At 60.7% G+C, this 23,140-nt stretch carries 21 protein-coding genes; 8 read left to right on the top strand and 13 right to left on the bottom strand.

All coding sequences use genetic code 11. The features are described from left to right. Positions 1-116: 116 nt before the first annotated feature. The 4 genes from F1C10_RS14515 to F1C10_RS16760 all read right to left on the bottom strand — a co-directional run bounded on the left by F1C10_RS14515 (position 117) and on the right by F1C10_RS16760 (position 3,050). Positions 117-296 (bottom strand): hypothetical protein, encoded by a 180-nt coding sequence (locus F1C10_RS14515; protein WP_185207240.1) that lies wholly within the window; start codon positions 294-296, stop codon positions 117-119. Between the two features lie 179 nt (positions 297-475). Then, a complete protein-coding gene (locus tag F1C10_RS14510; RefSeq protein WP_185207238.1) occupies positions 476-2,149 on the bottom strand; it encodes a recombinase family protein in 1,674 nt (557 codons plus the stop codon). Then, positions 2,146-2,556 (bottom strand): DUF2924 domain-containing protein, encoded by a 411-nt coding sequence (locus F1C10_RS14505; RefSeq protein WP_185207236.1) that lies wholly within the window; start codon positions 2,554-2,556, stop codon positions 2,146-2,148. The genes F1C10_RS14510 and F1C10_RS14505 overlap by 4 nt, the downstream gene beginning before the upstream one ends. Next, positions 2,556-3,050 (bottom strand): DUF3489 domain-containing protein, encoded by a 495-nt coding sequence (locus F1C10_RS16760; RefSeq protein WP_258042948.1) that lies wholly within the window; start codon positions 3,048-3,050, stop codon positions 2,556-2,558. The genes F1C10_RS14505 and F1C10_RS16760 overlap by 1 nt, the downstream gene beginning before the upstream one ends. A 464-nt stretch (positions 3,051-3,514) precedes the next feature. Between F1C10_RS16760 and F1C10_RS14495 the strand changes: the two genes are divergently transcribed. The 4 genes from F1C10_RS14495 (at position 3,515) to F1C10_RS14480 (ending at position 7,501) form a co-directional block, all read left to right on the top strand. Then, positions 3,515-4,039, top strand: a complete 525-nt coding sequence (locus F1C10_RS14495) for a MucR family transcriptional regulator (protein ID WP_185207234.1) — start codon at positions 3,515-3,517, stop codon at positions 4,037-4,039. 905 nt (positions 4,040-4,944) lie between these two features. Further along, the gene (locus F1C10_RS14490; protein ID WP_185207232.1) at positions 4,945-5,373 is read left to right on the top strand and encodes a hypothetical protein; all 429 of its coding nucleotides are present in this window, start codon (positions 4,945-4,947) and stop codon (positions 5,371-5,373) included. Between the two features lie 405 nt (positions 5,374-5,778). Continuing rightward, positions 5,779-6,144, top strand: a complete 366-nt coding sequence (locus tag F1C10_RS14485; RefSeq protein ID WP_185207230.1) for a hypothetical protein — start codon at positions 5,779-5,781, stop codon at positions 6,142-6,144. A gap of 961 nt (positions 6,145-7,105) precedes the next feature. Next, positions 7,106-7,501: a response regulator gene (locus F1C10_RS14480; protein WP_185207229.1), complete on the top strand. Its 396-nt coding sequence runs from the start codon at positions 7,106-7,108 to the stop codon at positions 7,499-7,501. Between the two features lie 97 nt (positions 7,502-7,598). Here the strand turns inward: F1C10_RS14480 and F1C10_RS14475 are convergent, their stop codons facing one another. The 3 genes from F1C10_RS14475 to F1C10_RS14465 all read right to left on the bottom strand — a co-directional run bounded on the left by F1C10_RS14475 (position 7,599) and on the right by F1C10_RS14465 (position 9,916). Then, on the bottom strand, positions 7,599-8,579 hold the full coding sequence (locus tag F1C10_RS14475; RefSeq protein WP_185207227.1) for a sensor domain-containing diguanylate cyclase: 981 nt from the start codon (positions 8,577-8,579) through the stop codon (positions 7,599-7,601). Beyond that, the gene (locus F1C10_RS14470) at positions 8,572-8,811 is read right to left on the bottom strand and encodes a hypothetical protein (RefSeq protein ID WP_185207225.1); all 240 of its coding nucleotides are present in this window, start codon (positions 8,809-8,811) and stop codon (positions 8,572-8,574) included. The genes F1C10_RS14475 and F1C10_RS14470 overlap by 8 nt, the downstream gene beginning before the upstream one ends. Positions 8,812-9,673: 862 nt before the next feature. Next, a complete protein-coding gene (locus F1C10_RS14465) occupies positions 9,674-9,916 on the bottom strand; it encodes a hypothetical protein (RefSeq protein ID WP_185207223.1) in 243 nt (80 codons plus the stop codon). 744 nt (positions 9,917-10,660) lie between these two features. Between F1C10_RS14465 and F1C10_RS14460 the strand changes: the two genes are divergently transcribed. Next, a complete protein-coding gene (locus tag F1C10_RS14460) occupies positions 10,661-13,414 on the top strand; it encodes a YadA-like family protein (protein ID WP_185207221.1) in 2,754 nt (917 codons plus the stop codon). 398 nt (positions 13,415-13,812) lie between these two features. After that, entirely contained in the window at positions 13,813-14,535 is a 723-nt protein-coding gene (locus F1C10_RS14455; RefSeq protein ID WP_185207219.1) for an IS6 family transposase, read from the top strand. Positions 14,536-14,722: 187 nt separating this feature from the next. Here the strand turns inward: F1C10_RS14455 and F1C10_RS14450 are convergent, their stop codons facing one another. The 4 genes from F1C10_RS14450 to F1C10_RS14435 form a co-directional block, all read right to left on the bottom strand. Next, the gene (locus F1C10_RS14450) at positions 14,723-15,199 is read right to left on the bottom strand and encodes a hypothetical protein (RefSeq protein ID WP_185207217.1); all 477 of its coding nucleotides are present in this window, start codon (positions 15,197-15,199) and stop codon (positions 14,723-14,725) included. A 145-nt stretch (positions 15,200-15,344) separates the two neighbouring features. Then, complete coding sequence (locus F1C10_RS14445; protein WP_185207215.1) at positions 15,345-17,738, bottom strand: TonB-dependent receptor; 2,394 nt, start codon at positions 17,736-17,738, stop codon at positions 15,345-15,347. A 107-nt stretch (positions 17,739-17,845) separates the two neighbouring features. Continuing rightward, entirely contained in the window at positions 17,846-18,217 is a 372-nt protein-coding gene (locus F1C10_RS14440) for a winged helix-turn-helix domain-containing protein (protein WP_185207213.1), read from the bottom strand. A 1-nt stretch (position 18,218) separates the two neighbouring features. Further along, positions 18,219-18,362 (bottom strand): TOBE domain-containing protein, encoded by a 144-nt coding sequence (locus tag F1C10_RS14435; RefSeq protein ID WP_185207211.1) that lies wholly within the window; start codon positions 18,360-18,362, stop codon positions 18,219-18,221. Between the two features lie 276 nt (positions 18,363-18,638). Here F1C10_RS14435 and F1C10_RS14430 point away from each other — a divergent pair, with 276 nt between their 5' ends. Both F1C10_RS14430 and F1C10_RS14425 read left to right on the top strand, forming a co-directional pair. Beyond that, positions 18,639-20,105 (top strand): aminotransferase class I/II-fold pyridoxal phosphate-dependent enzyme, encoded by a 1,467-nt coding sequence (locus F1C10_RS14430; RefSeq protein WP_185207210.1) that lies wholly within the window; start codon positions 18,639-18,641, stop codon positions 20,103-20,105. Between the two features lie 116 nt (positions 20,106-20,221). After that, positions 20,222-20,455: a DUF3253 domain-containing protein gene (locus F1C10_RS14425; protein WP_185207208.1), complete on the top strand. Its 234-nt coding sequence runs from the start codon at positions 20,222-20,224 to the stop codon at positions 20,453-20,455. Positions 20,456-20,634: 179 nt separating this feature from the next. Here the strand turns inward: F1C10_RS14425 and F1C10_RS14420 are convergent, their stop codons facing one another. Next, the gene (locus F1C10_RS14420) at positions 20,635-21,693 is read right to left on the bottom strand and encodes a polysaccharide deacetylase family protein (RefSeq protein ID WP_258042946.1); all 1,059 of its coding nucleotides are present in this window, start codon (positions 21,691-21,693) and stop codon (positions 20,635-20,637) included. 19 nt (positions 21,694-21,712) lie between these two features. Next, on the bottom strand, positions 21,713-23,014 hold the full coding sequence (locus tag F1C10_RS14415) for an SLC13 family permease (protein WP_185207206.1): 1,302 nt from the start codon (positions 23,012-23,014) through the stop codon (positions 21,713-21,715). Positions 23,015-23,140 lie beyond the last annotated feature (126 nt).

The raw sequence follows: 23,140 nt of genomic DNA, 5'->3' as shown, positions 1-23,140 counted from the left end.
CCACCAATCCCGGACGTTCCAGGTCGTCAAAGCGCGAGACCGGCAACTGATGCCATCTTCGTGCTTTCGAGTAGGAAATGACGCTTTTGAGGCGGAAGCTCCGCTACGGCTGCGAGCTAAAGCGTCTGACGCTCCAGTTCTTCGACATAGGCCCACTCCGCAGCCGTTAGCGGTTCGGCTTTCGTTAGCAGCTGCCATAGGCTTTCGTTCAAGTTGCGTGCCTTGGTGGTCACTTTTGTGAGCGTCGGCAGCGGCTGAGGGGGCGTAGCGGAAGATGCATCGTTCAAGTTGGTCATGGCAGGCGTCCATCGTGGAACCTGACACTATCGTCGGTTCCACCGCCTACAGCCGGGGTCAGCAGCGCTGCCCGGGCTCGCCGGTCCGCTTGAGCTGCGTCCGGCGACAGCAGCGTTGGTCGCTCTGCTCGACATGGAAGTCGAGTGCATTCAGCGCGTCGGCCGCGAGAAAACACTGATTAAGCGATGGGCAGCATGCTTGCCGCCTGCTGCTGCCAGCTTGCCGGTATCGGCTCTTCTAGCGTCAGCCTTTTCGCGTTAACACCGGTACGCTGTTTGCCGGCCAGGATCGCAGCGGTGACCTGCGGCGAGAGGAAGGCCAGACGCACTACGCGGGTAATGTACGCGGCGCTGACTTGCTCACGAACGGCAAGCCGGCTGATGTCGATCTCGCCCCGGCGCAGCTCCTCCCACCAGCGCCGTGCCTGCACCATGAGTTTGACCAGCGAGCAATCGGGTGAAGCGCTTGCCGTTGCGCCGTTGCCGTGCACGAGCCGCATCGCCTTGCCCGACCGGGTCAGCCGCACATGATCGCTGAGCGTGATAATCATTGGGGCGCTGGGGTGCGCGGTTACGCCGAGGGCGGCGGCAACCGCAGCGGTGTCGAGGATGAGATCGATGCGATTGTCGTGCACCTGCACCTGTTTGAGCATGGCAAGTGCGTCGGGCCTGCGCAGGCGCTGCTGCGCTGCGATGTGGGTGCAACGCTGCTGGACGTCGGCATAGCGATCGCCGGGCACCTCGAGCCAGGCGGTGGCAACCAACTCGACCGGATCGTCGAACATGCTAGCAAGCCGGCTGGTGACGAGCGTCTCGATCTCGCGTGCGGGGACACGTATGCCGCTGGTTGTCTCCTGATGGTGTAGCGCGCGACTGACGTAATAGCGGTAGCGGCTAGTGCACCCCTCCCCTGCCCCGGCTTTCGTCGCGTGGGTGACGATTAGCGGCGCGCCGTGCTGGTCAACGATCCTGCCGGCAAGCAGGCTCTCGCTCTGGCTGCGCGTGCGTTTGGTCCCTTGAAGGTTGCTGGCGAGCAACGCCTGCACCGCATCGAACGTGGCGACATCGATGATCGCGGGGTGGTTGCCCGGGTAGACCTTCTCGCCGTGCGCAATACGGCCGGTGTAGGTCACCCGCTTGAGGATGAGGTAGAGCGTACCGCGTGAGAACGGTACGCCACCAAGCGGCTTGCCGCTGATACTGGCGCGCTGCGGCACCATGATCTTTTGCGCCTTCAGCTCGGCTTCGAGCTGGCGCACATTGCCGAGCGCTAGATAGCGCGTGAAGATGTGCCGGATGATCGCAGCATGTTCGTCGACTATCGCCAGACTGCGCCCATCGGGCTTGTAGCCGAGCGGCGGGGTACCGCCCATCCACATGCCCTTTGCCTTGCTGGCAGCGATCTTGTCACGGATGCGCTCGGCGGTCACCTCGCGCTCGAACTGCGCGAAGGACAGTAGCATGTTGAGGGTCAGCCGCCCCATGCTGCTGGTAGTATTGAACGCCTGCGTGATGCTGACGAAGCTGGCGTCCGCTTTCTCGAACGCCTCGACCAGCTTGGCGAAGTCGAACAAAGAGCGGCTTAGCCGGTCGACCTTGTAGACGACGACGATGTCGATCTTGCCGGCAGCGACATCGTCCATCAGCCGGCGTAGCGCCGGGCGCTCGAGCGTACCGCCCGAGATGCCGCCGTCATCATAGTTTTCGGGCATCTCGCACCAGCCCTGCGAGGCCTGGCTACGAATATAGGCGGTACATGCCTCACGCTGTGCGTCGAGGCTATTGAAGTCCTGCTCTAGGCCCTCGTCCGACGACTTGCGCGTATAGATCGCGCAGCGGATCGCCGCGCTCATGCTGCCACCTTCTTCTTCAGACCGAAGAACGCCGGCCCCGACCAGCGCGTGCCGGTGATCGCGCGCGCTACCTCGGATAGCGAGTTCCATTTCTTGCCGTCCCAGCGCACCACCTGATCCTCGTCGATCACCACGACATGTACCCGCCCGCCCCACTCGCGTACCAGCCGCATGCCGGCAGCTGGCGGCGTGGTAGGCGTATCGCCCCGCACAAGCTGGTCGAGCGTGCGCGTCGTCTCGCGCGTATGCCCGCCGAGGCGCCGCGCCTGGATCTCCCAGGCGAGCGCCAGCCGGAGCAGCTTCGGGCTGACGCGCGGCTCCGCGTTCCCGGTCTCAACGATCCAGCGCTGACGCAGGCGCTCGGAGGAGAGTGCGTCCAGCGCGGCGATCTCGGCGTCGACGTCCATCAGCCGGCTTCCACGATGCTGTAGCAGGTGACGCCATCGCGCTTGCTCTTCTCGAGCGTGCGGCCCTTCTTGCGCAGCCCGGTCAGAAACGCGCGCGTGGTGTGCGGCAACCAGCCGGTGCCGGCGATCAGCTCGGCCAGCGTTGCGCCGTCCGAGCGTCGTAGCAGCGCGAGCACTTGTGCTGCCTTGGTCTGGACAGGCGCGGGCACCGCAGCGCGCCCACACCCCTGCCCTGCTCCGTCGTCGACGCCGATCGCGACGAGACCCGCCGCCGTCACGAACATGCCGTAGCGTGTCACGTCCCCGACCCGCCACACCTCGTCTGGCAAACTGGTCTCGCGCTCCTCAATGAGGCCGCGCTTGGCCAGCAGGTTCAAAGTACGGGCGACGGGGCCAGGTCCGGCAGTGATGCTGGCGGGCAGCGGGTAAACGCTGCCGGAGCCGCGGTGCGCGGCGCTGCTCAGCAGGATGCTCTGGGTGTCGGTAAGCGACATGAGTGGGCCTTTCGGTTGATGACCGGCGATATGCCTGTCCCACCACCCACAGCCCGACCGAACGATCTGGCCAGGCCAGAGGAGCGCCTTATCAGCGCTGCCTCACAACAACAGCCATGATTTCTTTCAGAATGAAGTCGAGTGACTATTTGATTTTGGACTTAGAATTGGAGCTCCAGGGGATGCTAACCGCAAAGCCAAAGTACCTTTCCACCAAGTTCGAGCGCAAACCATCTCAGAGCGATTAACCGTCATCTACATCTATCACGCTACCCGTAAGATGACCTGATGCATTCGATAGGAACAATAAAATATCGTTGCGTGCGTTGATCGGCATAGCCGCCGGCGGTGCCAGCTAGCGGTTTGGCGTGTCCCAAGCAGATCGATATGTGTAATCGACAAAGTGACGATCTTTATCGTTCCTCCGCCTTTGATGCCGTATGGATCGCGTGTATTGAAATGGGATGAGTGACTCCACAGATACCGTCGCACTGGCTACCGAACTAACGATTGCTTGGCTCGCCAACCCCAATACGCGCGTTGAGGTAGATGCGGTTCCTGCGTTCCTGGCGACCATGCACAAGACGGTTTCCAAGTTAGGCCCGGCGACTGCGGACCAGGAAGAGGCAGCACCGGAGTTCGAGCGCGCTGTAAGCGTGCGAAAATCGCTCGCTGACCCAAACTTTATCATCAGCATGATCGACGGGAAGCAGTACAAGTCGCTCAAGCGGCATCTTTCCCGGCATGGACTAACACCCGAAGATTATCGCGTCCGGTACGGTTTAAAGGCCGACTATCCCATGACCGCCCCGACATACAGCGCTGCACGCAGCGCTACAGCGAAGGCGATTGGTTTAGGGCGGAGGGTTGTAGAGAAGGCCGCTGACGCGATTACCGATGAAAAGCCCGCCCCTAAGTCACGCAAGGGTAATAGCCTTGCTAATGCAAAGGCTGCTGCAAAGGCGCATCTAGGCAGCGATACAGATTAAGCGACTACGATCGGTCCAAGCAGAGTATAGGACCGGTCACTTTACTAACTTCGCTGGTATTACGTTCGGCAATTACCAGCATTCAAGTCTTTGTTCTTGGCTGCTCGGCCACCTTTGCAGCGCCCGGGATGCATGCGTGTTAACTGGTACACTGCACTAGCTGGCTGAGCTAGCTGCGCGGATATTAGCTACCGGATCGCTGCTGGTGGCTCTCCCGGCTCCGTCCTATGTCACCTACCGCTAGTTCGGCGCTCCACGCTGTAGCGGTTGCCATCACACAGAGCAGCCGAAGCACGACGATCCATGGCTTCACGATTGTTTTCTATGTTCGACCGCACCGCCCCAACGCCGCGACGATGGAACGGCGCTAGTTCAGGAACGTGTCTCCCGCGTGTTCCCTGAAGGTCTTATGTCGCGGGCCGTCCAGTGGAAGCCGAGAGCCTGTGTTCACCGCCGATGCGGGCTGCGCCTTGCGTTCAAAATTTAAACAACAAGCAAAAGTTACGAGCGGCCTATGCGCCTGTCTAACGCCTGACTTGAACCGCGGACGCTTTGCCTATCCCTATCGACTTACGTCGAGTGCCGCTGGCGTTGTACGAACAACGCATGACTTCTGTGTTACCGGGGTACGGGGCGGCGATTCGCTCGTTTACCAGAGGACGAATGCATCTCCAGCTTCACAACCATCATCCCCGCGCAGACTAGCCTCTGTGCAAGAACCGGCCACCCATCGGATCACTGAAAATCAAAGCACATCGAACTCTTAAGTGCGCCAAACAGGAGCTTCTTACCGCAACGTCTACTCGCGAGATGCGGCGTACGCATGCGGAAGAAGCCGCATTTGGATCATGCCGCCCAACTTTAATCCGGGTTGGCCTAATCTATGTTGCTTTCTCGCCGATCGCATGAAAGCATTCGACGAATCCACTGCTATGAAGATCCACGGAGATTTTGCGCCGATGCCAAAGATGCTCCGCTTTGAGCCTAAGCGCAGGAAGGCACCCAGCCCACCAACTACTACGCAGTTCGCTAAAAGACTATTGGCTGCGTCAAATGTTATTTCGCAAAGGCTTCCGCGATTACAAGATGATGCGCCGCGCTATATTATCTTTTCTTTGTTGGTAGCGGAAGATGCTGGTGAAGTAATCAATTACGATACAATGCCTTTGCCGCCCCGTACATCGCGGGCGCTGGCAAATCGGTGGATAGCAGTCTTGCTAGAAGAAGGCCTGATCGAATTAAAATATGGTTTGTTAAATCTGACAGAACACGGATACGCGAAGGTTGTCATGACACTGGAAGAGCTATACATCGTCCAGCGAAACTTAGACTAAACCCGTGACTCACCATTAGTAATTTGATTTAATATGTCTACTGCTGTAGCAATAGAGACTGCCAAAAGTGGCTCTGATATCTGATCAGCGCAGGATAGGGCGCGCTCTAGGCTTTGCCTAATCTCCTTCAATAGGATGGCCCGGTCGAACGTATCGTTCAAACTTCCCACTCCTCCCCGCCGGTTATACGGTTCAAGCGAAACCTAAAGCGCGCAGCTTCGATCCAGTCAACTGCTCCACAGGCGACGCGCAGCGCAGGCGAGCGTTATGGCTGGCAACGCAGCCTTTTACTCCAGATGGAGCGAAAATTTAACTCATCTTGTTACCTGTGAAACCCCCGTAGGGTCCACGCGTAAGTTGTGTGCGAAAAGCGGCTTTTTGGAGGAAGGGCAGGACTTGGCCAGCATGAGCGATATCGTCTTCGCCCGTATTCAGACGACGCTAGACCAATTGCAGCGTACAGTTGCGGAAGTTAGAGATACGCAAGAATCTCCCGTTGTCGCGCTGTCTTGTAAGCGCGACAAATCGGAACAATCGGAGTCGTATCCCGGAAGAGTTGATAGGCTGACTGTCGCATTGAGCTTGATTGCTACTGCCAGTGGTAGAGATAGTGTGTTTGGTGGTGATCTATTTTCCGAGCCGGCGCGGCACATGCTGCTTGATTTATACGTCGCCTATCGAAGGGGAAGTATTGTTATAGCGACTTCTTTATGCATTGCTTCCCGGTCGCCTTATACAACAGGACTACGCTGGATAAATTTTGTTGCATGAGCAACGCCTGAGCGTACGAGAAGACGATCCTTCCGATAAGCGTGGAACAATCGTATACCTATCGAAGGACGGTTTAGCGCGCATGGAAAGAGCGCTTGATTTAGCTGTTGAGGGTAACTGGAAACTCGGAATCGAACGAGTCCGATCTGTTAAGTGATTCGATTGCCTGATGGACGTGGAGCGCCGCAACCTTCGTCTTTTGACGCTTTTCGCCCTCATGCTTGGTCGACAGACTATCCAAAGTCGTCAAAACCAGGCGGAGCATATTCTCGCAATCGGCAATGGTAGTTAAATTTCCCATCAGCTCAGCTTCTTGCAATGACGCCGTTTTGTCCGTTTTTCACCTAATACTGCTTCTATCGACACAACGCCACGTTCCGTTCGTGCTGCGAAATGTCGAAGCGTCCCAAGGTGCTACCGTCTTCGGAGCGAAAGTAGCGGGTCCAGCGACCCGTGCACGCCCTGATGGGCGTCTCGCAGAAACCGTTTGTTGGCAATGAAAAGTAGGACAGCGCCCGTCTCGCGCGACACGGCCTTCTACAGCTTGTATAGGCTAAAGATGTTGCCAGCTCGTCTATCATCAGATGCTCTGCAATAAGCTGGCTATAGCTGGTCATCATCGCTTCTCGGCACCCTCAAGTAGGTTCTCGTGCGTTAGCGACGTTACGTCTACGAACCAACGGCATTTTACCGATGCTCGAGGCGACGGCGTCACTTGTTTCTAAGGATAGCATGTGCGCAATGTCGGGTACCGGCGTGATTTCGAAGCTGTTGATCAGACGAACTTACTATTAGAGCGTCTAAAACTCTTATTATACCTGAATTTCACTGGCGATGCCGGCCATTCGTAGCGACATGTGGTGATGGCGCGACAGGATGGGCCGTCGCTTGCTCTGGATCATTGCGAAGTATGCAAGTGAGATGCGATTAAGGCGTTGATCTAAAGGACGATCTAGCCAGGATGCCGTACGCAACCGATGCTCTCGCCGGGCAAAAAGTTCTCGTGCTAGAAGACGAGTACCTCCTCGCTGACTACATCACCTCCGTTGTCGAATCTGTAGGTGCTACGCCGCAGGGGCCTTTCGCGTCAGGTGAAGACGCTCTTATCTCCCTAGCGTCAGGCGACGGCCTCCCGACCATCGCTACGCTCGACGTCAACCTTCTGGATGGCCCGTCTTTCAAGGTCGCTGATGAACTTGATCAATTGGGAATCCCTTTCGTCTTCATCACCGCCTACGGCGCAACTTCGCTTCCAAACCGCTTCGCGGCTCGCCCAGTGCTGACGAAACCATTCGCCCCGTTTCAGGTTGTGCAAGAGTTACTTGCCTTACTGGAACGTCACGCTGGGCACAGCTAGCTGCGCGGGATGTTCATTTTTACAGCCCCGGCTATCCTCCATGGGAAATGAAGTAGACTTCAACAGCAAGCCAGTTGATTTGCGGAGCGCACTTCCATCACTCCCAGACTCGAATGCAGTTCCGACCAGCGGCTTTGGCCGCGTAAAGCATTGTATCGGCCTGCTTTAGCCAAGTGTCGAATGATACAGCCTCGGAACTGAGGGGTGCAGCACCAAAGCTGGCTGTGACATGAATCGCGGTACCGTCTTCAAGGACGATCGACTGGTTGGCGACTACGTAACGCAAACGTTCGATGACGGCGGCCGCTTCGTTACCGATAGTTTCAGGCAGCAAGATTGCAAACTCTTCACCGCCGAGACGACCAAATACATCAGACGGCCGTAGCGTTACCCTCAAAATTTCAGCAACCTGCTGTAGCACCCGATCGCCGACTGCATGACCATGCGTGTCGTTGACCGTTTTGAAGTGATCGAGGTCGAGCATCACGAGCGTACCGCGACGGCCGTAACGATTAGCGCGCGCGATCTCGCGATCGGCTTGATCGTTGAAACCTCTTCGGGTGAGAGCACCAGTTAGATGATCGACCTGCGCGATCATGCGCAGCTCAAGCTCATCGCAGACGATGTTGGCGAAGTTCGACAGAATAGCCACGTCCGCGGGGCTAAAACGCCGAGGACGCGTGTCCATCGCGCACAGCGACCCGATGTTGTAGCCTTCGGGTGTGCGAAGCGGCACCCCAGCATAGCTTTTGATGTACGGAGGCCCCTTCACAAGCGGGGTGCCCGCGAAGCGCGGATCAAGGTCGGCATCCTCAACGATCAATGGTTCGCGTTGCTGGATGGTGTGAGTACAGAACGATACCGATCGCGGTGTTTGGTCGACCTCAAGCCCCCGCCTGGCCTTGAACCACTGGCGATCACGGTCGACGAGCGTCACCGTCGCCATTGGAACCGCGAGTACAGTTCGCACGAGTGTGACAATCTTCTCGAACGGCTCTTCGACCGCAGTGTCCAGCACCTCTAACCGGTGCAGAGCAGCGATGCGCGCAGGTTCGTCCCGAAGCAGGGAATCAAGCATGACCCGCCTCCAGCATCATGCTGCGGATAACGGCTGTTAGTTCGTCGGCATAGCTGTCTACCAGGACCCGCACACTACTCTCTATCGCGTCTCCCGCGACCCCAGCAGAGCGCATGCTAGCCACTAGCGCGCTCAGGTGCGCTTGATGACGCTGCACGCTTTCAAGCAATTCCGCCGGAATTTCGAGAGGCTCTGCGGCTGTTGGGGTGGGAAGAAGTTGATCGATACGCATGACTGATCCTCGGCGCGCCAGTCACGTCCGATTAGGCGACAATGCTTAACGGGACGCAAAGCAGAGCGCCTTCAGTCGACCGATCCGGGAACGGAAACCGGCAGATCGGTAGGGCTGCGTCGTAGCGGTATGCTTCAGAAGGCCATTTCGCCTCCTAAGAGGACCGCCACGTCCGACTGGCAGCGCGCCTTCTTACGAAAGCAGTTGCAGGGAATCTCACTGTGGGTGTGCCTTCGACGAACATGATTCCCGCAGCGCGGCTAAACGATTTCAGCCGTTAGCAAACTCGGCCCGTTGGCTTCTTCATAGTCGGGCCGGCTTTTTTCACAAAATTTTTGACATCGCGCTTGCACCGGCGGTTACTCGCGAGCAGAATAATTGCTCCGAAGAACTTATCTTTTTGCGGTTCTCCCGGGCGCCTTGCCTCTCCCTAATTGGTAGGGTGAGAATACCACCGTCTTGCTAACGAGCGCGAACTTTCATGGCCGCGATGAGGGACTAGCTTCCACCGTTTGTGAGCTGAACACACAACGAGCAGGAGGGTGTCGGCTCTCCCGTTTCAATAGAAGCGTGATGCACTCAGTCTCGCGCGCGCATGCTTCCGAAAACCCGGTTCAATATAACGCTTGCCATCGCGTACGCGTGTGCGCGCGTAAGGCGTGCGCCATAATGACTATAATGACTGAGGCAGCCTCGCGCCCGTGCGCGTACTAGTCGCATAAGCCGTTCTGCCGCCCGCTTTTCTCGGAGGCGGAAAGGCAAGCGTTACACGTTCAATCGGAAGGCGAACCAACCATCAGGATACGCTTCTCGGCGTCTAGTGCTCGCTGAGCGCAGCGGTTTTAGTTCGGGGCTACGACGCTCAAGCTTTGCTGATACTCGAGCCATTTGACCTCTCGTCGTTGTGGCTGTCTTTGATGCTCGTCGTCGCCCGCTTAGGATCACGCTTCAAGATGATGGCGGGCGACAGCAGGAAGTCGCCTTTGCAGTTACCCTTCCCAGTGTTGCCGAAATGGACTTCGCCGCGCAGTTCGATCGGCCGACCTTCGCAATCGCCCTCAATCACCAACTGCGCTCGGCTCAGCGGCTCGTTGCTCGATGACATCGGCCACCTCCAGCACAGCTACGCTTCGAGCATTCTGCAGTATGTATGCCACTGTTGGATTGCTGATCGACATGGCAGGCTCCCTGTTGAGCCGCAGCGCGCGCCTGATTGTATAGTCTGGAGAGCCCTTGTTAGGCGTGTTTGTGTCGACGCGACTCGGCCAACCGTCGGCCCGAATAGCAGCCGCTCTACCAGCGAGCTGCGATACGTATCCACCAATCCGGATCTCAATCCGTCCGGTTTTTTAAAAAAGTCGAGCCGTATCAGAGCAATATCCTGACCTACCCCTCTGCCGCTTGCAGCTATCGCGCGCCATAGCCCTTTCGAGCCACCTTCGAATACACGCAAGGATCCGATGTCGTGGAAGGCGCTTGAACGTATCACATCATGCATGTGGCAAACACAGCAGCCGGTTCCTCCGAGCTAACTCTCGGTACATTGATTTAGATATGTTTGTTGTCTCAGCCTCTAGGGGCGTGTTGCCGCTTAATTATCTAAGCTCAGCCGACCCGTTTCTCGCGTGCGCGCAGTAACAGATGTACGCTGGTTCCACCTACACTATATACTGCTTTTGTCGAAATTAAGCTACCTACCCGCTCGCGCCATAACTGATTAGTTCAAAGTAAGTTCCCAGGTAATCGTCGCCACTTACTCGCGAATGGATATACCCGCTAACACTTTTTTAACAGCTGCCGACAATCCTCATATGAGAGGGACAAATGTCCCCGATTTGAGGAGGATAGCATGGTCGATACCGGATCCGCGCGTATTTCCTTTGCAGCACGGCTGCTCACCCGAACGTTTCTCACTGCTCCCCTTGTTCTTGCCGCTATGGCGGCTCAACAGGCACAAGCTCAGCAAAGACTCGTTAGTGCCTGTTCAGGCGTCAGCCTGCCGCGATCAGTCGTGACCGACATCCTCTCGCCCGTGATAACCGGTACGGCCGCGTCGACAGAAGCGGTGGTAAACGACATCCTCGACACGCCGATCCTTGGGCTTCTCGTCCCACCACTCAATCTCAACGCGAGCGGGTTGTTGGCGCAAGCTGCGTCCGGTGCGCCGATCACCCTGCAGGTGCTGGCAACCGATGGCACAATCGTCGCGCCGACCGATCAGTGTCGTGTCACGTCTGACTCGATCACCCTTAACACGCCCGCTGGGGTCGCCATCGGCGGCAACCAGATCACCGGGCTAGGGGCTAACGGAGCGGCAGCGTTCGCCAGTGACATTAACGCTATTGCGATGGGGAATAATGCGCGCACCGAAGCGGGCGCCATTGGCAGCGTTGCTTTTGGTCAGAACAGCCAAGCAACCGCCGCGAACAGCGTCGCTCTTGGCGCGGGATCGATCGCGTCTCGTGGTGCGCTATCTGGCTATGTCGCCACCGGACTGACCGGGACGCAGACTTCTGTCGGCGAAGTGTCGGTCGGTGCCCCAGGCGCGCTACGTCAATTGACCAACGTCGCAGCTGGCAACGCGCCGTCCGATGCCGCCACTGTCGGCCAAGTCGACGGCGTGGCCGCACAGGTCGCCGCCCTCGGCACCGCGTCGGTGCAATACAACGGCTCAACGCGCGATCGCGTGACCTTGGCGGGCGCCACCGGCACTGCCATCGACAATCTCGCGCCCGGTACGCTGGCCGCTGGATCGACTGAAGCCGTCAACGGCTCGCAATTGTTCGCCACCAACCAAGCCGTGAGCGGCAACACCACGGCCATCACCAATGTCGATGCTCGTGTGACTGATCTCGGGACGCAGGTTACCAGCAACACGAACCTGATCGCCGGGCTTGATGTTGCGGCAGTGCGGTATGACGGCGCCGACCGCGGCCTTATTACCTTGGGCGGCACCGCTGGCACGACGATCGCAAATTTGAACGCAGGCGTGCTGGCGGCAGATTCCACGCAGGCGGTTAACGGCGCGCAGTTATTCGCAACGAACGCGCAAGTGGCGGCGAATACGGCGGCGATTGCCGGGCTCGGCAGTGGCGGTCTGGCCGGCGTCGTGCGCTACTCCGATGCGGCCACGCCGACGACGCCCAACAGCGGCACCGTCACGGACGATGGCACGCTGGCCGGCGCAACCGGCGGTCCGGTCGGTCTGCACAATGTGCGCGACGGCGCGTTGGCCACCGGCTCGACCGATGCGGTAAACGGTGGGCAGTTGTTCGCGACCAATCAGGCGGTCGCCGGCAACACCGGCGCGATCACGGACCTGGACGCACGGGTTACGACGAACGAAGCCGGTATCGTCAATCTGTCGACTGCTGTGACGAACAACACGACCGCGATCACCGATCTTCAGAACAACGTGGCCGGCGCGAATACCACCATCACCAACCTCGGCGCGCAAGTGGCCAACAACACCACGTCAATCACCAACCTTGAAGCCACGGTCGCCAACCAGCCGCTTCGTTATGCCGATGCGGCGACGCCGACGACTCCCAACGGCGGGATCGTCAGCGACGATACGACACTGGTCGGCGCGAGCGGAGGAACGGTAGGGCTGCATAACGTGCGCGGCGGTGCGCTCGTCGCTGGCTCCACCGATGCAGTGAACGGCGATCAGCTCGCAGCCACCAACACGCAAGTCGCCGCCAACACCACGGCCATCGCCAACTTCAACAATCTGGTGGTGGGCAGCGCGGTCAGCCCTGTCCAGTATAGCAACGCCGCAACGCCGACAGTGCCGAATGGCGGTACGCTTACCAATGACGTGACGTTAGTCGGCGCGAATGCCGCGGCGCCGGTCGCGCTGCACAACGTCGCTGACGGGGCGGTAACGGCGGGTTCGACCGATGCGGTGAACGGCCAGCAATTGTTTGCGGTCGCCACCCAGTCTGCAAACAGCGTGCAATATGATCGTACCGCATCCGGTGGCCGCGGCAACACGATCACGCTTGCTGGCGGTGAAGCGGGCGGTGTCACCCTCGCCAATGTCGCGAATGGCACGGTGGCGGCTGGCTCGACCCAAGCCGTTAATGGCGGGCAACTCGCCACCGTGGCGCAAGTAGCCCAGCAGGCTGCTGCGCTTGGCGCAAATTCGGTCCAATATGGTGCCGGCAACACCAACGTGACGTTCAACAGCAGCGGCAGCGCCGTCTTGCTGCGCAACGTCGCGGCTGGAACCACTGCGACCGACGCCGTCAACGTCGGGCAGCTGCAGACCGGGCTCCAAGGCGCAGTTGCGCAGGCCAATACCTACACCGATGCCCGCCTTTCCGCCGCGCTCGAGTCGATGAACTTCAACTTGCGCGAGGTGCGCCGGGATCTCGGCGCTGGGACGTCCTCTGCGCTCGCCGCGGCCGCGCTGCCGCAAGCGACTGAGCCGGGCAAGTCGATGGTCGCGATCGGTGGCGGAACCTATCGCGGGCAGTCCGCCTTCGCCTTCGGTGCGTCGACCTATCTCAACGATGGCCACTCGATCTTTCGCCTCGGCGCGACTGTCGACAGCCAGGGCAAGGCCGGGGCGAACGCAGGCTACGGCTACCAGTTCTGAACCCATAGGCTTCAGGAGGTGGAGTAATAGCCGCCTCCTGGAGTCCCGAAGGTTCACTTCATTCCGGAACTACCAATGGATGGCTCGCATCATCTAACAAGATCCATGGCTGAAAAGAAGCGGGCGCGACGCGCGAAATGCAAAGAGGCCGCTGCCGCTCACACTTTGCTAGCTGATCTCCACGCGAGAGCGCTGTCAATGATCTGGTATAGAGATCGTATGTTCCAATACCACGCCGAAGCTCTGCTCCGGAAGTTAGACTTCATACCTTGATCCTAGATCGATAACCAACTCCCGGCCCGAAGCTCCGCTGGTACCGGTTAGCCGCGCTTTAGCAGTCAGACGGGCGCTGTCAGACTAACGTGGCAGCGCTCAGCAGGCGCTGCTAGCGGCCTCAGATGAGCCGCCGATCGAGAGCTAAGCCGCCCAGCCCTTTCCACCGGTTCAACTCGTCACCGGAGGTTATTCGGCTCGTGGTCATGATGTACGTGCGGTTTCCGCTGTCGTTGCGGAACGTAGAAGACCTGCTGTTCGAGCGCGGGATCGACATCTGTTATGAGACGGTGCGGATGTGGTGGAACAGGTTCGGACCGCTGTTTGCCGGAGACATACGCCGGCAGCGCGTCTCGCGGATGCGTGGCTTCCGGCAGTGGCGTTGGCATCTCGATGAAATGTACGTGAAGCTGAACGGCGAGATGGTCTATCTCTGGCGAGCGGTCGATCACGAAGGCGAGATCCTCGAGAGCTACATTACTAAAACCCGCGACAAGCAGGCTGCCCTGACCTTCATAAAAAAGGCGCTTAAGCGCCATGGTTCACCGGAGGCGATTACGACGGACGGTCTGCGCTCCTACCGTGCAGCGTTGAACGAGCTCGGTAACAGCGACAAGCAGGAGGTTGGTCGCTGGGCTAACAACCGGGTTGAGAACAGCCACCTGCCGTTCCGACGACGTGAGCGAGCGATGCTGCGGTTCCGACGAATGAAGACGCTGCAAAAGTTCGCCTCGGTGCACGCTAACGTCCACAACCACTTCAACCTAGAACGCCACCTAATCGATCGCCAGACCTACAAGGACAGCCGCTCTGCCGCTTTGGCAGAGTGGCAGATCCTCGCGAGCTAGGCCCCTGCCCTCAAAGATGCACATGCATCGTGGAGAGAGCGGTTCGCGTTAGACTGACAGCACCGCCACTTATTCTTGCGAGACATTGAAATTGCCGGGTTTTTGGGAAGTCGGCGGGCTTCTACCACATTATTTCTCACTTTAAATTCGGATTGGATCTCACGGCTGTTTTTGATCTGACGTCGCGCTATGTTGCGGCATGGATCGGGCCTTTGACGATTTTGGTATGCATGATCCGCTTTCCGGACTCCCAATCGAGCGGTTGGATCGGGCGATGACGTTCCGCAATGGGTTGGTTTCGCTCTGCGAAGGTCGCACAACAGGCAAGCACTGCGTTCGACGCCAGTTCGCTGCCCTTGTCATTGACGATCATCTTCAACGGGTCCCGCTTGTCGACCAGATCGGCCAGCTCGCGCACGACCCGCGGCCCGAGATCGAGATGTCCACTACCGTTCAGAGGAACTTCACCTAACGTCGTCGCGGATGTTGAGCATTCGGAACCGACGGTCGATGCCGAGCGGGTTGTGCGCGAAGGCTGGAGCCCTGCATATATTGGGGGAGCGCCATTACCGACGCGGGCCCCGGTGCGCCAACCGTGCACCTTCGTCTCCTCCGACGCCTGGAGATGCGCGACAGCTTGCCCCTTCGCGGCGGGCGTTACCACGCCATGTCTCCTGCTTAGTCGCTCAAATTTGGAGTACAGCTGTTCGGACGGGCTCAAACCTTTGGTTCAGGGGTGTTGGTATCCCACACCAATTGCTGGTCTCGGTTTATGCGTAAGCGAAAGCGTGGAGGCACCTCGGCACACCTCAAACGCGCAAGCGGATCGTCCCGCCGATGGTGCGCGGGTCGCTGGGCGTCCCGACAATCAGCCCGGAGTTGCCCGCTTGGATCGTCAAATTCTGGATATAGTCGGCGTTGCACAGGTTGCGTGCCCAGACGATCAACTCAAGCCCATCGGTGAAGCGATAGCCGATGTTGGCGTTGGTCAAATTGTAGCCGCGGATATAGGTGAACCGCGACAGGCTGGGGTCGCCGTTGAAGCCGCTGCGCGAGGCGGTATCGACATGAACGAAGACCTGCCCGTCCCCCACCGACCGCTGGTAATCAAGTCCTGCGGTGATCGCGAAGCGTGGTAGCGGTGCCAAGCGACGGCCGGTCAGGCTGCACCGCGTCGTCGCGGCGGTCTGCGCCTCCAACGGGCATGGACCGGCCGGATAGTCGGTGTATCTGCCGTCAGACCAAGCGAAGGCGGTGCGCACGCTGAGCCCCGGTACAGGCAGCGCGGTCACGTCCGCCTCGATCCCCTTCACCGTCACCTGCGGAATGTTGGACAGATAGCCGCGCAGCTGCACCGTCTGCGTCAGCGAGTTCTCGACCACCGTCGCCTGGAAGTCGCGCACCTTGGTGTAGAAGCCGTCGATGTTGACGATCAGCCGGTTGTCGAGCAGCGTGTTCTTCAGGCCGATCTCATACGTCTCGTTGCGCTCGGGACGCACCACGGCCGTCGCCAGCACCGGCCGGTTGTTGCTGTCGAGCGGCAGGCCCGACATGTTTATCCCGCCCGATTTTAAGCCGCGCGCATAGCTTGCGTAGGTCATCGTCGTGTCAGTGACCTGCCACGCGATGTTGCCGCGCCCCGAGAGGCTGCCGTCGCTGTCGTGTGCCTCATAGCTTTGCGGGCGCAGCACGCCGAGGCGGGCATTGATGAGCGCGGGGTTGGTGGTCGCGGGGCCACCGGCAACGGTGGTGGCATAATAGCCGTCCTTCTCCTCTTGCGTGTAGCGCAGGCCGATCGTCGCGGTCAGGCGATCGACGAAGCGGTAATTGACCTCGCCGAAGGCGGCGTAGCTAAGGCTGCGGAAATCGGTGCGACCATCCTGCCCGTAACCGTCGAGCAGATTGGACGGAACCAGCGTGTTGTTTGTCCCCGTCACCGTGCCGATCAGATAGCGCGCGGCGGCAGGACCATAGATGCTGATCGGCCGTCCTGTGAGCCGCTGGCGGAAGCCGTATAGGCCGACGACATAGGACAGCGGCCCGGTACCGTTCGAGGCGAGACGCAGTTCCTGGCTATACTGGTCCTGCCGCGACGGGATGTGCTGCGACAGCTGGACCGACAAGCCGGTATAGTCGCGGTCGTTCTCCGCATCCCAGTTCCAGAAGCGCCACGCCGTCACCGAAGTCAGCGTAACTGGGCCGAGGTTCCAGTCGGTGATCGCACTGACGCCACCCTCGTTGGTGTCGACGCCTAGCGGCCCGTCGATGTCGGTCTTGCGATCATAGACATTGTTGCTGGGTGGCGCGTAGCCGAACTGCGCCGCCAAGCCGTTGGGCCCGCCGAACTGGCGATCGGCCGCGCGCAGGCTCGTGCCGGTGCGCAGATACACCTGCCCGCAGCAATAGGCCTGAAAGTTACTGACGTCGGCGATGACGCGCATCTGGATCGTGTCATCGGGCTTGAACAGCAATTGCCCCCGCACCGCCTGCGTGCCGATCGTGTTGGCGGCGCGGCCGATGCGGACGTTGTCGAGCACGCCGTCGCGCCGCGTCGAGACGCCCGAGATGCGATAGGCAACGGTGTCGGTGATCGGTCCCGACGCCCAGCCGCGTGCCTGCACGAAGTCATAATCGCCATAGGACAGTTCGGCGAAGCCTTCGCGCGCGAAGCTTGGCGCGCGGGTGGTGATGTTGAGCGCGCCCGCCGTCGTGTTCTTGCCGAACAATGTGCCCTGCGGCCCGCGCAATTCCTCGACCTGCGCGATATCGGCGAAGTCGAACGCGGCGGTCGCGGGGCGCGCATGATAGACCTGATCGACATAGAAGCCGACGCCCGGCTCCAGCCCGTCGTTGGCCTGACTGACCGCAACGACGCTCGACCCCAGCCCACGGATCGTGAAGGCGGTGTTGCGCGGATTGGCCGAACTGTAGTTCAACGTCGCGATCAGCGTCGTCAGCCCCTGCGTGTTAACCGTGTAGCTCTGGTCGATGAGGTCACCGCCGGCGACCGACAGCGCCGCGGGCACACGCTGCGCTTCCTCGGCCCGGCGTCGCGCCGTGACGACGACTTCCGGAAGGCGGGTGTCGGCCGCATCGTCGGAGATTGGCGGCGGCACCTCCGTCGCAGCGGACTGGGCAAGCGCGGGAGCGCTGAACGCAGACATGGCCGTGGCGCCGAGAAACACCGCAACCCGCTTCGACATCGATCGACACCCTGCTTGCAGTCCCCGCGGCTGCGTTATGTCCGGGCGTATATCGAGAATGTATTTGGTCGTATATAGAGCTGACGGCGACCTTGGACTGGTCGGGTTCAATCGGTTGGGATCGGCTCGACGCGCAGGTGTTCGCTTAAGCGCGCATAAGCGGGGTGCTCGGCGATGGTTGCGGCCTCGCGTTCCATCTCACGATAGGCTTCGAGGATGGCGAGACCGGTCGCGCTGACTTTCGCCCCGCGCTCCCGGCCGCCGCCCTTCAGCGTCTCGACCAGAACCGGATCAAAGCAGCGGTTCATCTCGTCGACCAGCAGCCAGGCGCGGCGATAGCTCATGCCGAGCGCGCGGCCTGCGCCGCTGATCGAACCTTCGGCGATGATCGCCTCGAGCAGGTCGGCCTTCCCCGGCCCCATTGCCAAGGCATCGCCACACGCGATCTGGATCTTGAGCCAGAGGGGGCCGAGCTTCACGTTACTTGCCGATCATCACGGCGCTAGCCTTGACGATGACGGTCACCGTCTCACCGGTCGCCAGCCAGAAGTCGGCGATCGCTTGCTCGGTGATGTTGGCGGTGACGATGGTGCCGGAAATCTGATCGCGCGCGCTGAGCTTCATTCTTGTCTTCCGAGGGGTTTATCGTCGGTTCTACCTCGCAAGGCCGCCATCGGCTACACGACGTCGGTGCCTGCACGCGGTTCGTCCATCGCGCTGCGAACTTCGGCTTGAACGCTCGAAGCGTCACCGCTCTATCCAGTCGTACCGTGTCCACCGGAACCACGCGAGTCGGCGAACACCATTGCCCCGCTCGGATCGGGTCCTTCTTTTTCTCGGCTTCGGAAGGCGTTGATTTGTTGCGCCGAGTCGTCTGGCGCGTTCGCGCGTTCGAGGAGGATGGAGCAGGATCAGACACCCATTCTCGAGGCGCTGGCCACGATGGAGCGACGGCCGGTGCGCGGTTTCGGTGCGCCAGGCCATAATCTGGGCAGGGGAGCCGCGCGCGACGTGCGCAAGCTGCTTGGTACGCGTGTCTTCAAAGCCGATGTGATCACCCCCAAAGGTCTCGACGACCGGACGGAGGGCGCTCATGTCGTCCAGCGTGCCCATGAGATAGCGGCCAAGGCGTGGAACGCCGACTTCTGTCGGTTCGTCACCGGCGGATCGACACTTAGCCTCCACATGGCGTTGGCGGCGGTTGCGCGTGCGGGGGACACGGTGCTGTTCGCCGCGAACGTTCATAAAGCGGAACGGGCGCACACCTTGGGCGCGGGGCTGGATGCCCGCATCGTACCCGTCATCGTCGACGACGAATGGGACGTCGAGCACGGTGTCGATCCTGCGGCGCTCGCGGCTGCTCTGGATGCCAATCCGGATGCCAAGGCGTTCGTGCTTGTGTCGCCAACTTACTACGGCGTCACCAGCGATATCGCCGCCCTGGCCGATTTGTGCCACGCGCGCGGCATACCGCTGATCTGCGACGCCGCATGGGGCGGCGCGTTCGCCTTTTCAGCGGCGCTGCCGCACGATGCCTTGGCCAAGGGGGCGGACGTCGCGGTCTACAGCCTGCACAAGACAATGGGCGCGCTGACACAGGGCTCGGCTTTGCTCGCGCGCGGCGAACTCGTCGATCGGCAGCGGCTATGGATGGCCTACGAACTCTACGAGACGACGAGCCCGTCCGTGCCGATAATCGCTAGCCTCGATGCCGCCCGGCGCGATCACGCCATCAACGGCGACACGATCTGGCGTGCCACCATCAAGCGCGCGGAGGATCTTCGCCGGCGTGTCGCTGTGATCGACGGCGTGCGTGTTCTCGGACCGTCCGACATTCCGACCGGCGCGCAACTCGACCCGACGAAAGTTCTGATCGATGTATCGGCACTTGGTGTGTCGGGTTACGCCATCGACGATTGGCTGAACGAGCATCATCGAATCTGCGTCGGGCTGTCCGATGCGCGCCACCTTCTGGCGGTCGTCTCGGTCGGCACCACATCCAGCGACATCCGCGCGCTGGCTAAGGGGCTGGCCGATTGCGTTAACCGATTGCGAGCCGGCACGCTGGAGCTGGCGTCGGCCGTCGATGTTCCACGCATCGCGACGCTGTCGTCGGAGATGGCACAAGATCCTGCTGGCGCGTTCTTCGGACCGGTCGAGCAGGTCGCATTGCGGGACGCAGAAGGTCGCGTGGCCGCGGAGACGATCGCTCCTGCGCCGCCCGGCGTCCCCCGCCTCGTGCCCGGCCAGCGGATCACCGCGGAGCATATCGCATGGCTAGCGGCGAACCGAGCCGTCGGCATGTTTCTGCTCGATCCGATCGACCCTACCGAAAGGACGATACGATGCACCGTCGCCGCCGAGTAGCCTGCGAAGACCGGCCAGCCATCGGTCATGTCGTCCATGCTGACGGTGCCGCCCGCCACGGCTCGGGCAGTAGGCGATCATTTGACTAGGCTGCACGCAATGCGGGCGCATTTTGCATGAACGATCCGAGGGCCGCTACACTCGCCCTCCTCGCAAGCCGTGCGGCGGGCGCGACAATCTGCCCTAGCGAGGTAGCGCGCGCGATCGCGCCCGATTGGCGAGGTGCGATGCCGGCGGTTCACGCCGCGGTCGATGCACTGCTTCGCGATGGACTGGTGCAGTTGAGCTGGAAAGGGCGACCGCTGCCAACCCGGTCGGGGCCGTACAGGATCGCCCGCCTCCGCGATTAGCTGAGATCAGCAATGGCCACGGTTGGCTTACCCCTGAACGAACGACACCGAATTGCGTCCGCGCGATATCGCTACGTTGCTCGCGCGGTGACGATGCCCGCCGAACGCCCTGCCGTTACGTGTCTTGGCGCGGGGCACCGGCGTTCGGCAGCGAACAAGATGGACGCGGCGAATGATCGCTACACTCCAGCCCCCTCCGTCTTGGCTACATGATCCGCGATCGCGCCGGCGGTGGTCCACCAGATGCGATCGTCGTCCCGCTCTCGCAGCCGGGTCAGCGCCCGCTCGAGATGCAGGGCCCGATGCGGCTGCCCCATGATGTACGGATGAAGCGCGATCCCCAACACCGATGGCCGCCGGTCGCACTCGCTCAACAATTGCATCACCGTGTCCCCGATCATGTCGGCGAAGGTCGCTGCCTCCTGCTGGCGAGCGATGATCGACGGGATATCGTTGATCTCCTGCGAATAGGGGATCGAAAGGATCCCTGCACCGCTGCGGGTCGCGAGCCGGGTCGGCTGATCGTCGTGCGCCCAGTCGAGAACATAGCTGAAACCCGCTTCCTCCAGCAGGTCCGGAGTCCGATGGCTTTCCGAGATCCACGGCCCAAGCCATCCGCGGGGGCGGACACCGATCGCAGCGAAATCGTCGAGCGTCTGCGCGATCATGGCGCGTTCCTCGTTCTCGCTCTGCTCGCCCTGCGCGTGCGCATTGGTGCGGCCGTGCGCTGCGATTTCGTCCCCCCGGTCGCGACACGCCTCGGCAAGTCCAGGACAGTGAGTGATGATCGCGCTGTTGATCAGCGCCGTTGTCTTGAGTTCGAGCCGGTCGAACATCTCGATGAAGCGCCATGCCCCGACGCGATTCCCATAGTCGCGCCACGCGAAATTCATCACGTCGGGATCGGTCTTTGCTGGCGCGAGGGTTGCCCCCAGCCCCCCGCCGAAAGCAAACACCTCGTGATTGACGCCGAGGTAGATCGCCAGACGACGATCTCCCGGCCACGAATAGTCGGGACGACCGACGATCGGGCTATAGCGGTATCGTCCGTGATGCGGCAATTCACTCATCGTATTGTTCTTCCTACCGAAGGGGTGGCCAAGATCATCCCCAATTGCCGCGATGGGGGATATTGCCGTCAAGGCTTTCGGGCAGCGGCCAATGATAGCAATCGGCGAACACCGGCGTCGCGATAGGCGAAATTGCGCCGCCGGCGCGGAAGCGTCCCACTTTATCACTGACGACCTTGGGCATCGGTCAGAACGGAAAGAACGTGTGGATCGCCAGAATCGCGACGGCGAATGTGATGAGGTTCAGCGGCAATCCCACCTTCACGAAGTCCAGGTAACGGTAACCGCCCATCTGGTAGACAATGACGTTGGTCTGATAGCCGAACGGGGTCGCGAATGCCGCGCTGCCCGCCATCATCACCGCCACCAGGAACGGCCGCGGACTGACGCCGAGACTTTCCGCCAGCGCCACCGCAATCGGGGTGACGAGAACGGCGACTGTCGCATTCGACAATAGTTCGGTCAGCACCATCGTGACGCCGTATAACACGATCAACGCCGTAAGCGGTCCGAACTCCTGCATCGAACCGACCAGCGCACCCGTCGCCGTCGCGGCCAATCCGCTCTGTTCCATCGCCAGTCCGATAACGACCATCCCGGCAATCAGGATCAGGATCTGGGGACGAAGCCCTCCATAAGCCTCATCGGCGGTGATGACGCGCAGCAGGATCAGGAGCACGGCCCCGGCGAAAGCCGACGCGGCGATCGGCACGACGCCGGTGGCGGCGACAGCGATCGCCCCTGCAAAGACGGCAAAAGCGATCGCTGCCTTGGCTGGTTGAAACACCCGGTGTTCGACGAATAGCGTCGGATCACCGACCTGGGCGTTCGATACATCGATCTCGCGCTGATCGGTCGGCGGGCTTTCGTCAGCGATGCTGCCACGCATCAGCTTACCGCTGAACAGGAACAGGTAGATCGCGCCCGCCAACGCGATCGGCAGGCCGACCGGCGTGATCTCGAATATGCCGAAGCGCGGCTGCCCGGCATTGCGCGCCATGTCGTCGACCAGCAGGTTCGTCGACGTTCCGATAAGGGTACAGCAACCAGTCAGCACCGTAATGTAGGACAGCGGCATAAGGTAGCGTTTCGGCGGCAGCTTCAGCGCGGTTGCGACATCGCGCACGACGGGCGCGCCGAGGACGACGATCGGCGTGCTGTTGAGGAAACAGGAAACGATCCCGATCGCGCCGAGCATCAACCATATACCCGCCGAGCCAAGTCGCTTGCACATTGCAACCGCGGCTTCGATCGCGCGGTCGAGCAGCCCCGATAGTTCGAGCGCGTAGGCGATGACGAAGAGCGAGGCGAGCGCGATGATCGCCGGGCTGGCAAAGGCGCCTTGAACGTCGATCGGCCGCACGACGCCGGCGACCAACAGGACGGCCGCCCCGCTCAGCGCAACGACGTCGGACCGCACCGCGTCCCAGATCAGGGCGGCGACAACCGCCACCAATACAACCAGGGTCAGGATCTGATCGAAGGTCACGCCGGCGTTGTCCGTGACGGGGTCCGAGACGGGCAAACCGCGGGACCGAGCCACACGGGCGGGACGATATCGGCGGACGTCATGACCTCGGGTAGGCGTATTTGGCGACCTTTGCTATCGATGCCG

Source organism: Sphingomonas sp. NBWT7 (genome assembly GCF_014217605.1).
GTDB lineage: Bacteria > Pseudomonadota > Alphaproteobacteria > Sphingomonadales > Sphingomonadaceae > Sphingomonas.
The sequence above is the reverse complement of the archived record's forward strand: the minus strand, read 5'-3'. Positions and strand labels throughout refer to the sequence as shown.

Bases quoted from the DNA above. Each gene is read 5' to 3' on its own strand.
- F1C10_RS14435 (WP_185207211.1), bottom strand. From the start codon at position 18,362: ATGAAGCTCAGCGCGCGCGATCAGATTTCCGGCACCATCGTCACCGCC.
- F1C10_RS14430 (WP_185207210.1), top strand. From the start codon at position 18,639: ATGGAGCAGGATCAGACACCCATTCTCGAGGCGCTGGCCACGATGGAG.
- F1C10_RS14470 (WP_185207225.1), bottom strand. From the start codon at position 8,811: ATGCGTATCGATCAACTTCTTCCCACCCCAACAGCCGCAGAGCCTCTC.
- F1C10_RS14480 (WP_185207229.1), top strand. From the start codon at position 7,106: ATGCCGTACGCAACCGATGCTCTCGCCGGGCAAAAAGTTCTCGTGCTA.
- F1C10_RS14515 (WP_185207240.1), bottom strand. From the start codon at position 296: ATGACCAACTTGAACGATGCATCTTCCGCTACGCCCCCTCAGCCGCTG.
- F1C10_RS14495 (WP_185207234.1), top strand. From the start codon at position 3,515: ATGAGTGACTCCACAGATACCGTCGCACTGGCTACCGAACTAACGATT.
- F1C10_RS14505 (WP_185207236.1), bottom strand. From the start codon at position 2,556: ATGGACGTCGACGCCGAGATCGCCGCGCTGGACGCACTCTCCTCCGAG.
- F1C10_RS14455 (WP_185207219.1), top strand. From the start codon at position 13,813: ATGAGCCGCCGATCGAGAGCTAAGCCGCCCAGCCCTTTCCACCGGTTC.
- F1C10_RS14460 (WP_185207221.1), top strand. From the start codon at position 10,661: ATGGTCGATACCGGATCCGCGCGTATTTCCTTTGCAGCACGGCTGCTC.
- F1C10_RS14425 (WP_185207208.1), top strand. From the start codon at position 20,222: ATGAACGATCCGAGGGCCGCTACACTCGCCCTCCTCGCAAGCCGTGCG.
- F1C10_RS16760 (WP_258042948.1), bottom strand. From the start codon at position 3,050: ATGTCGCTTACCGACACCCAGAGCATCCTGCTGAGCAGCGCCGCGCAC.
- F1C10_RS14445 (WP_185207215.1), bottom strand. From the start codon at position 17,738: ATGTCGAAGCGGGTTGCGGTGTTTCTCGGCGCCACGGCCATGTCTGCG.
- F1C10_RS14475 (WP_185207227.1), bottom strand. From the start codon at position 8,579: ATGCTTGATTCCCTGCTTCGGGACGAACCTGCGCGCATCGCTGCTCTG.
- F1C10_RS14510 (WP_185207238.1), bottom strand. From the start codon at position 2,149: ATGAGCGCGGCGATCCGCTGCGCGATCTATACGCGCAAGTCGTCGGAC.
- F1C10_RS14490 (WP_185207232.1), top strand. From the start codon at position 4,945: ATGAAAGCATTCGACGAATCCACTGCTATGAAGATCCACGGAGATTTT.
- F1C10_RS14465 (WP_185207223.1), bottom strand. From the start codon at position 9,916: ATGTCATCGAGCAACGAGCCGCTGAGCCGAGCGCAGTTGGTGATTGAG.
- F1C10_RS14485 (WP_185207230.1), top strand. From the start codon at position 5,779: ATGAGCGATATCGTCTTCGCCCGTATTCAGACGACGCTAGACCAATTG.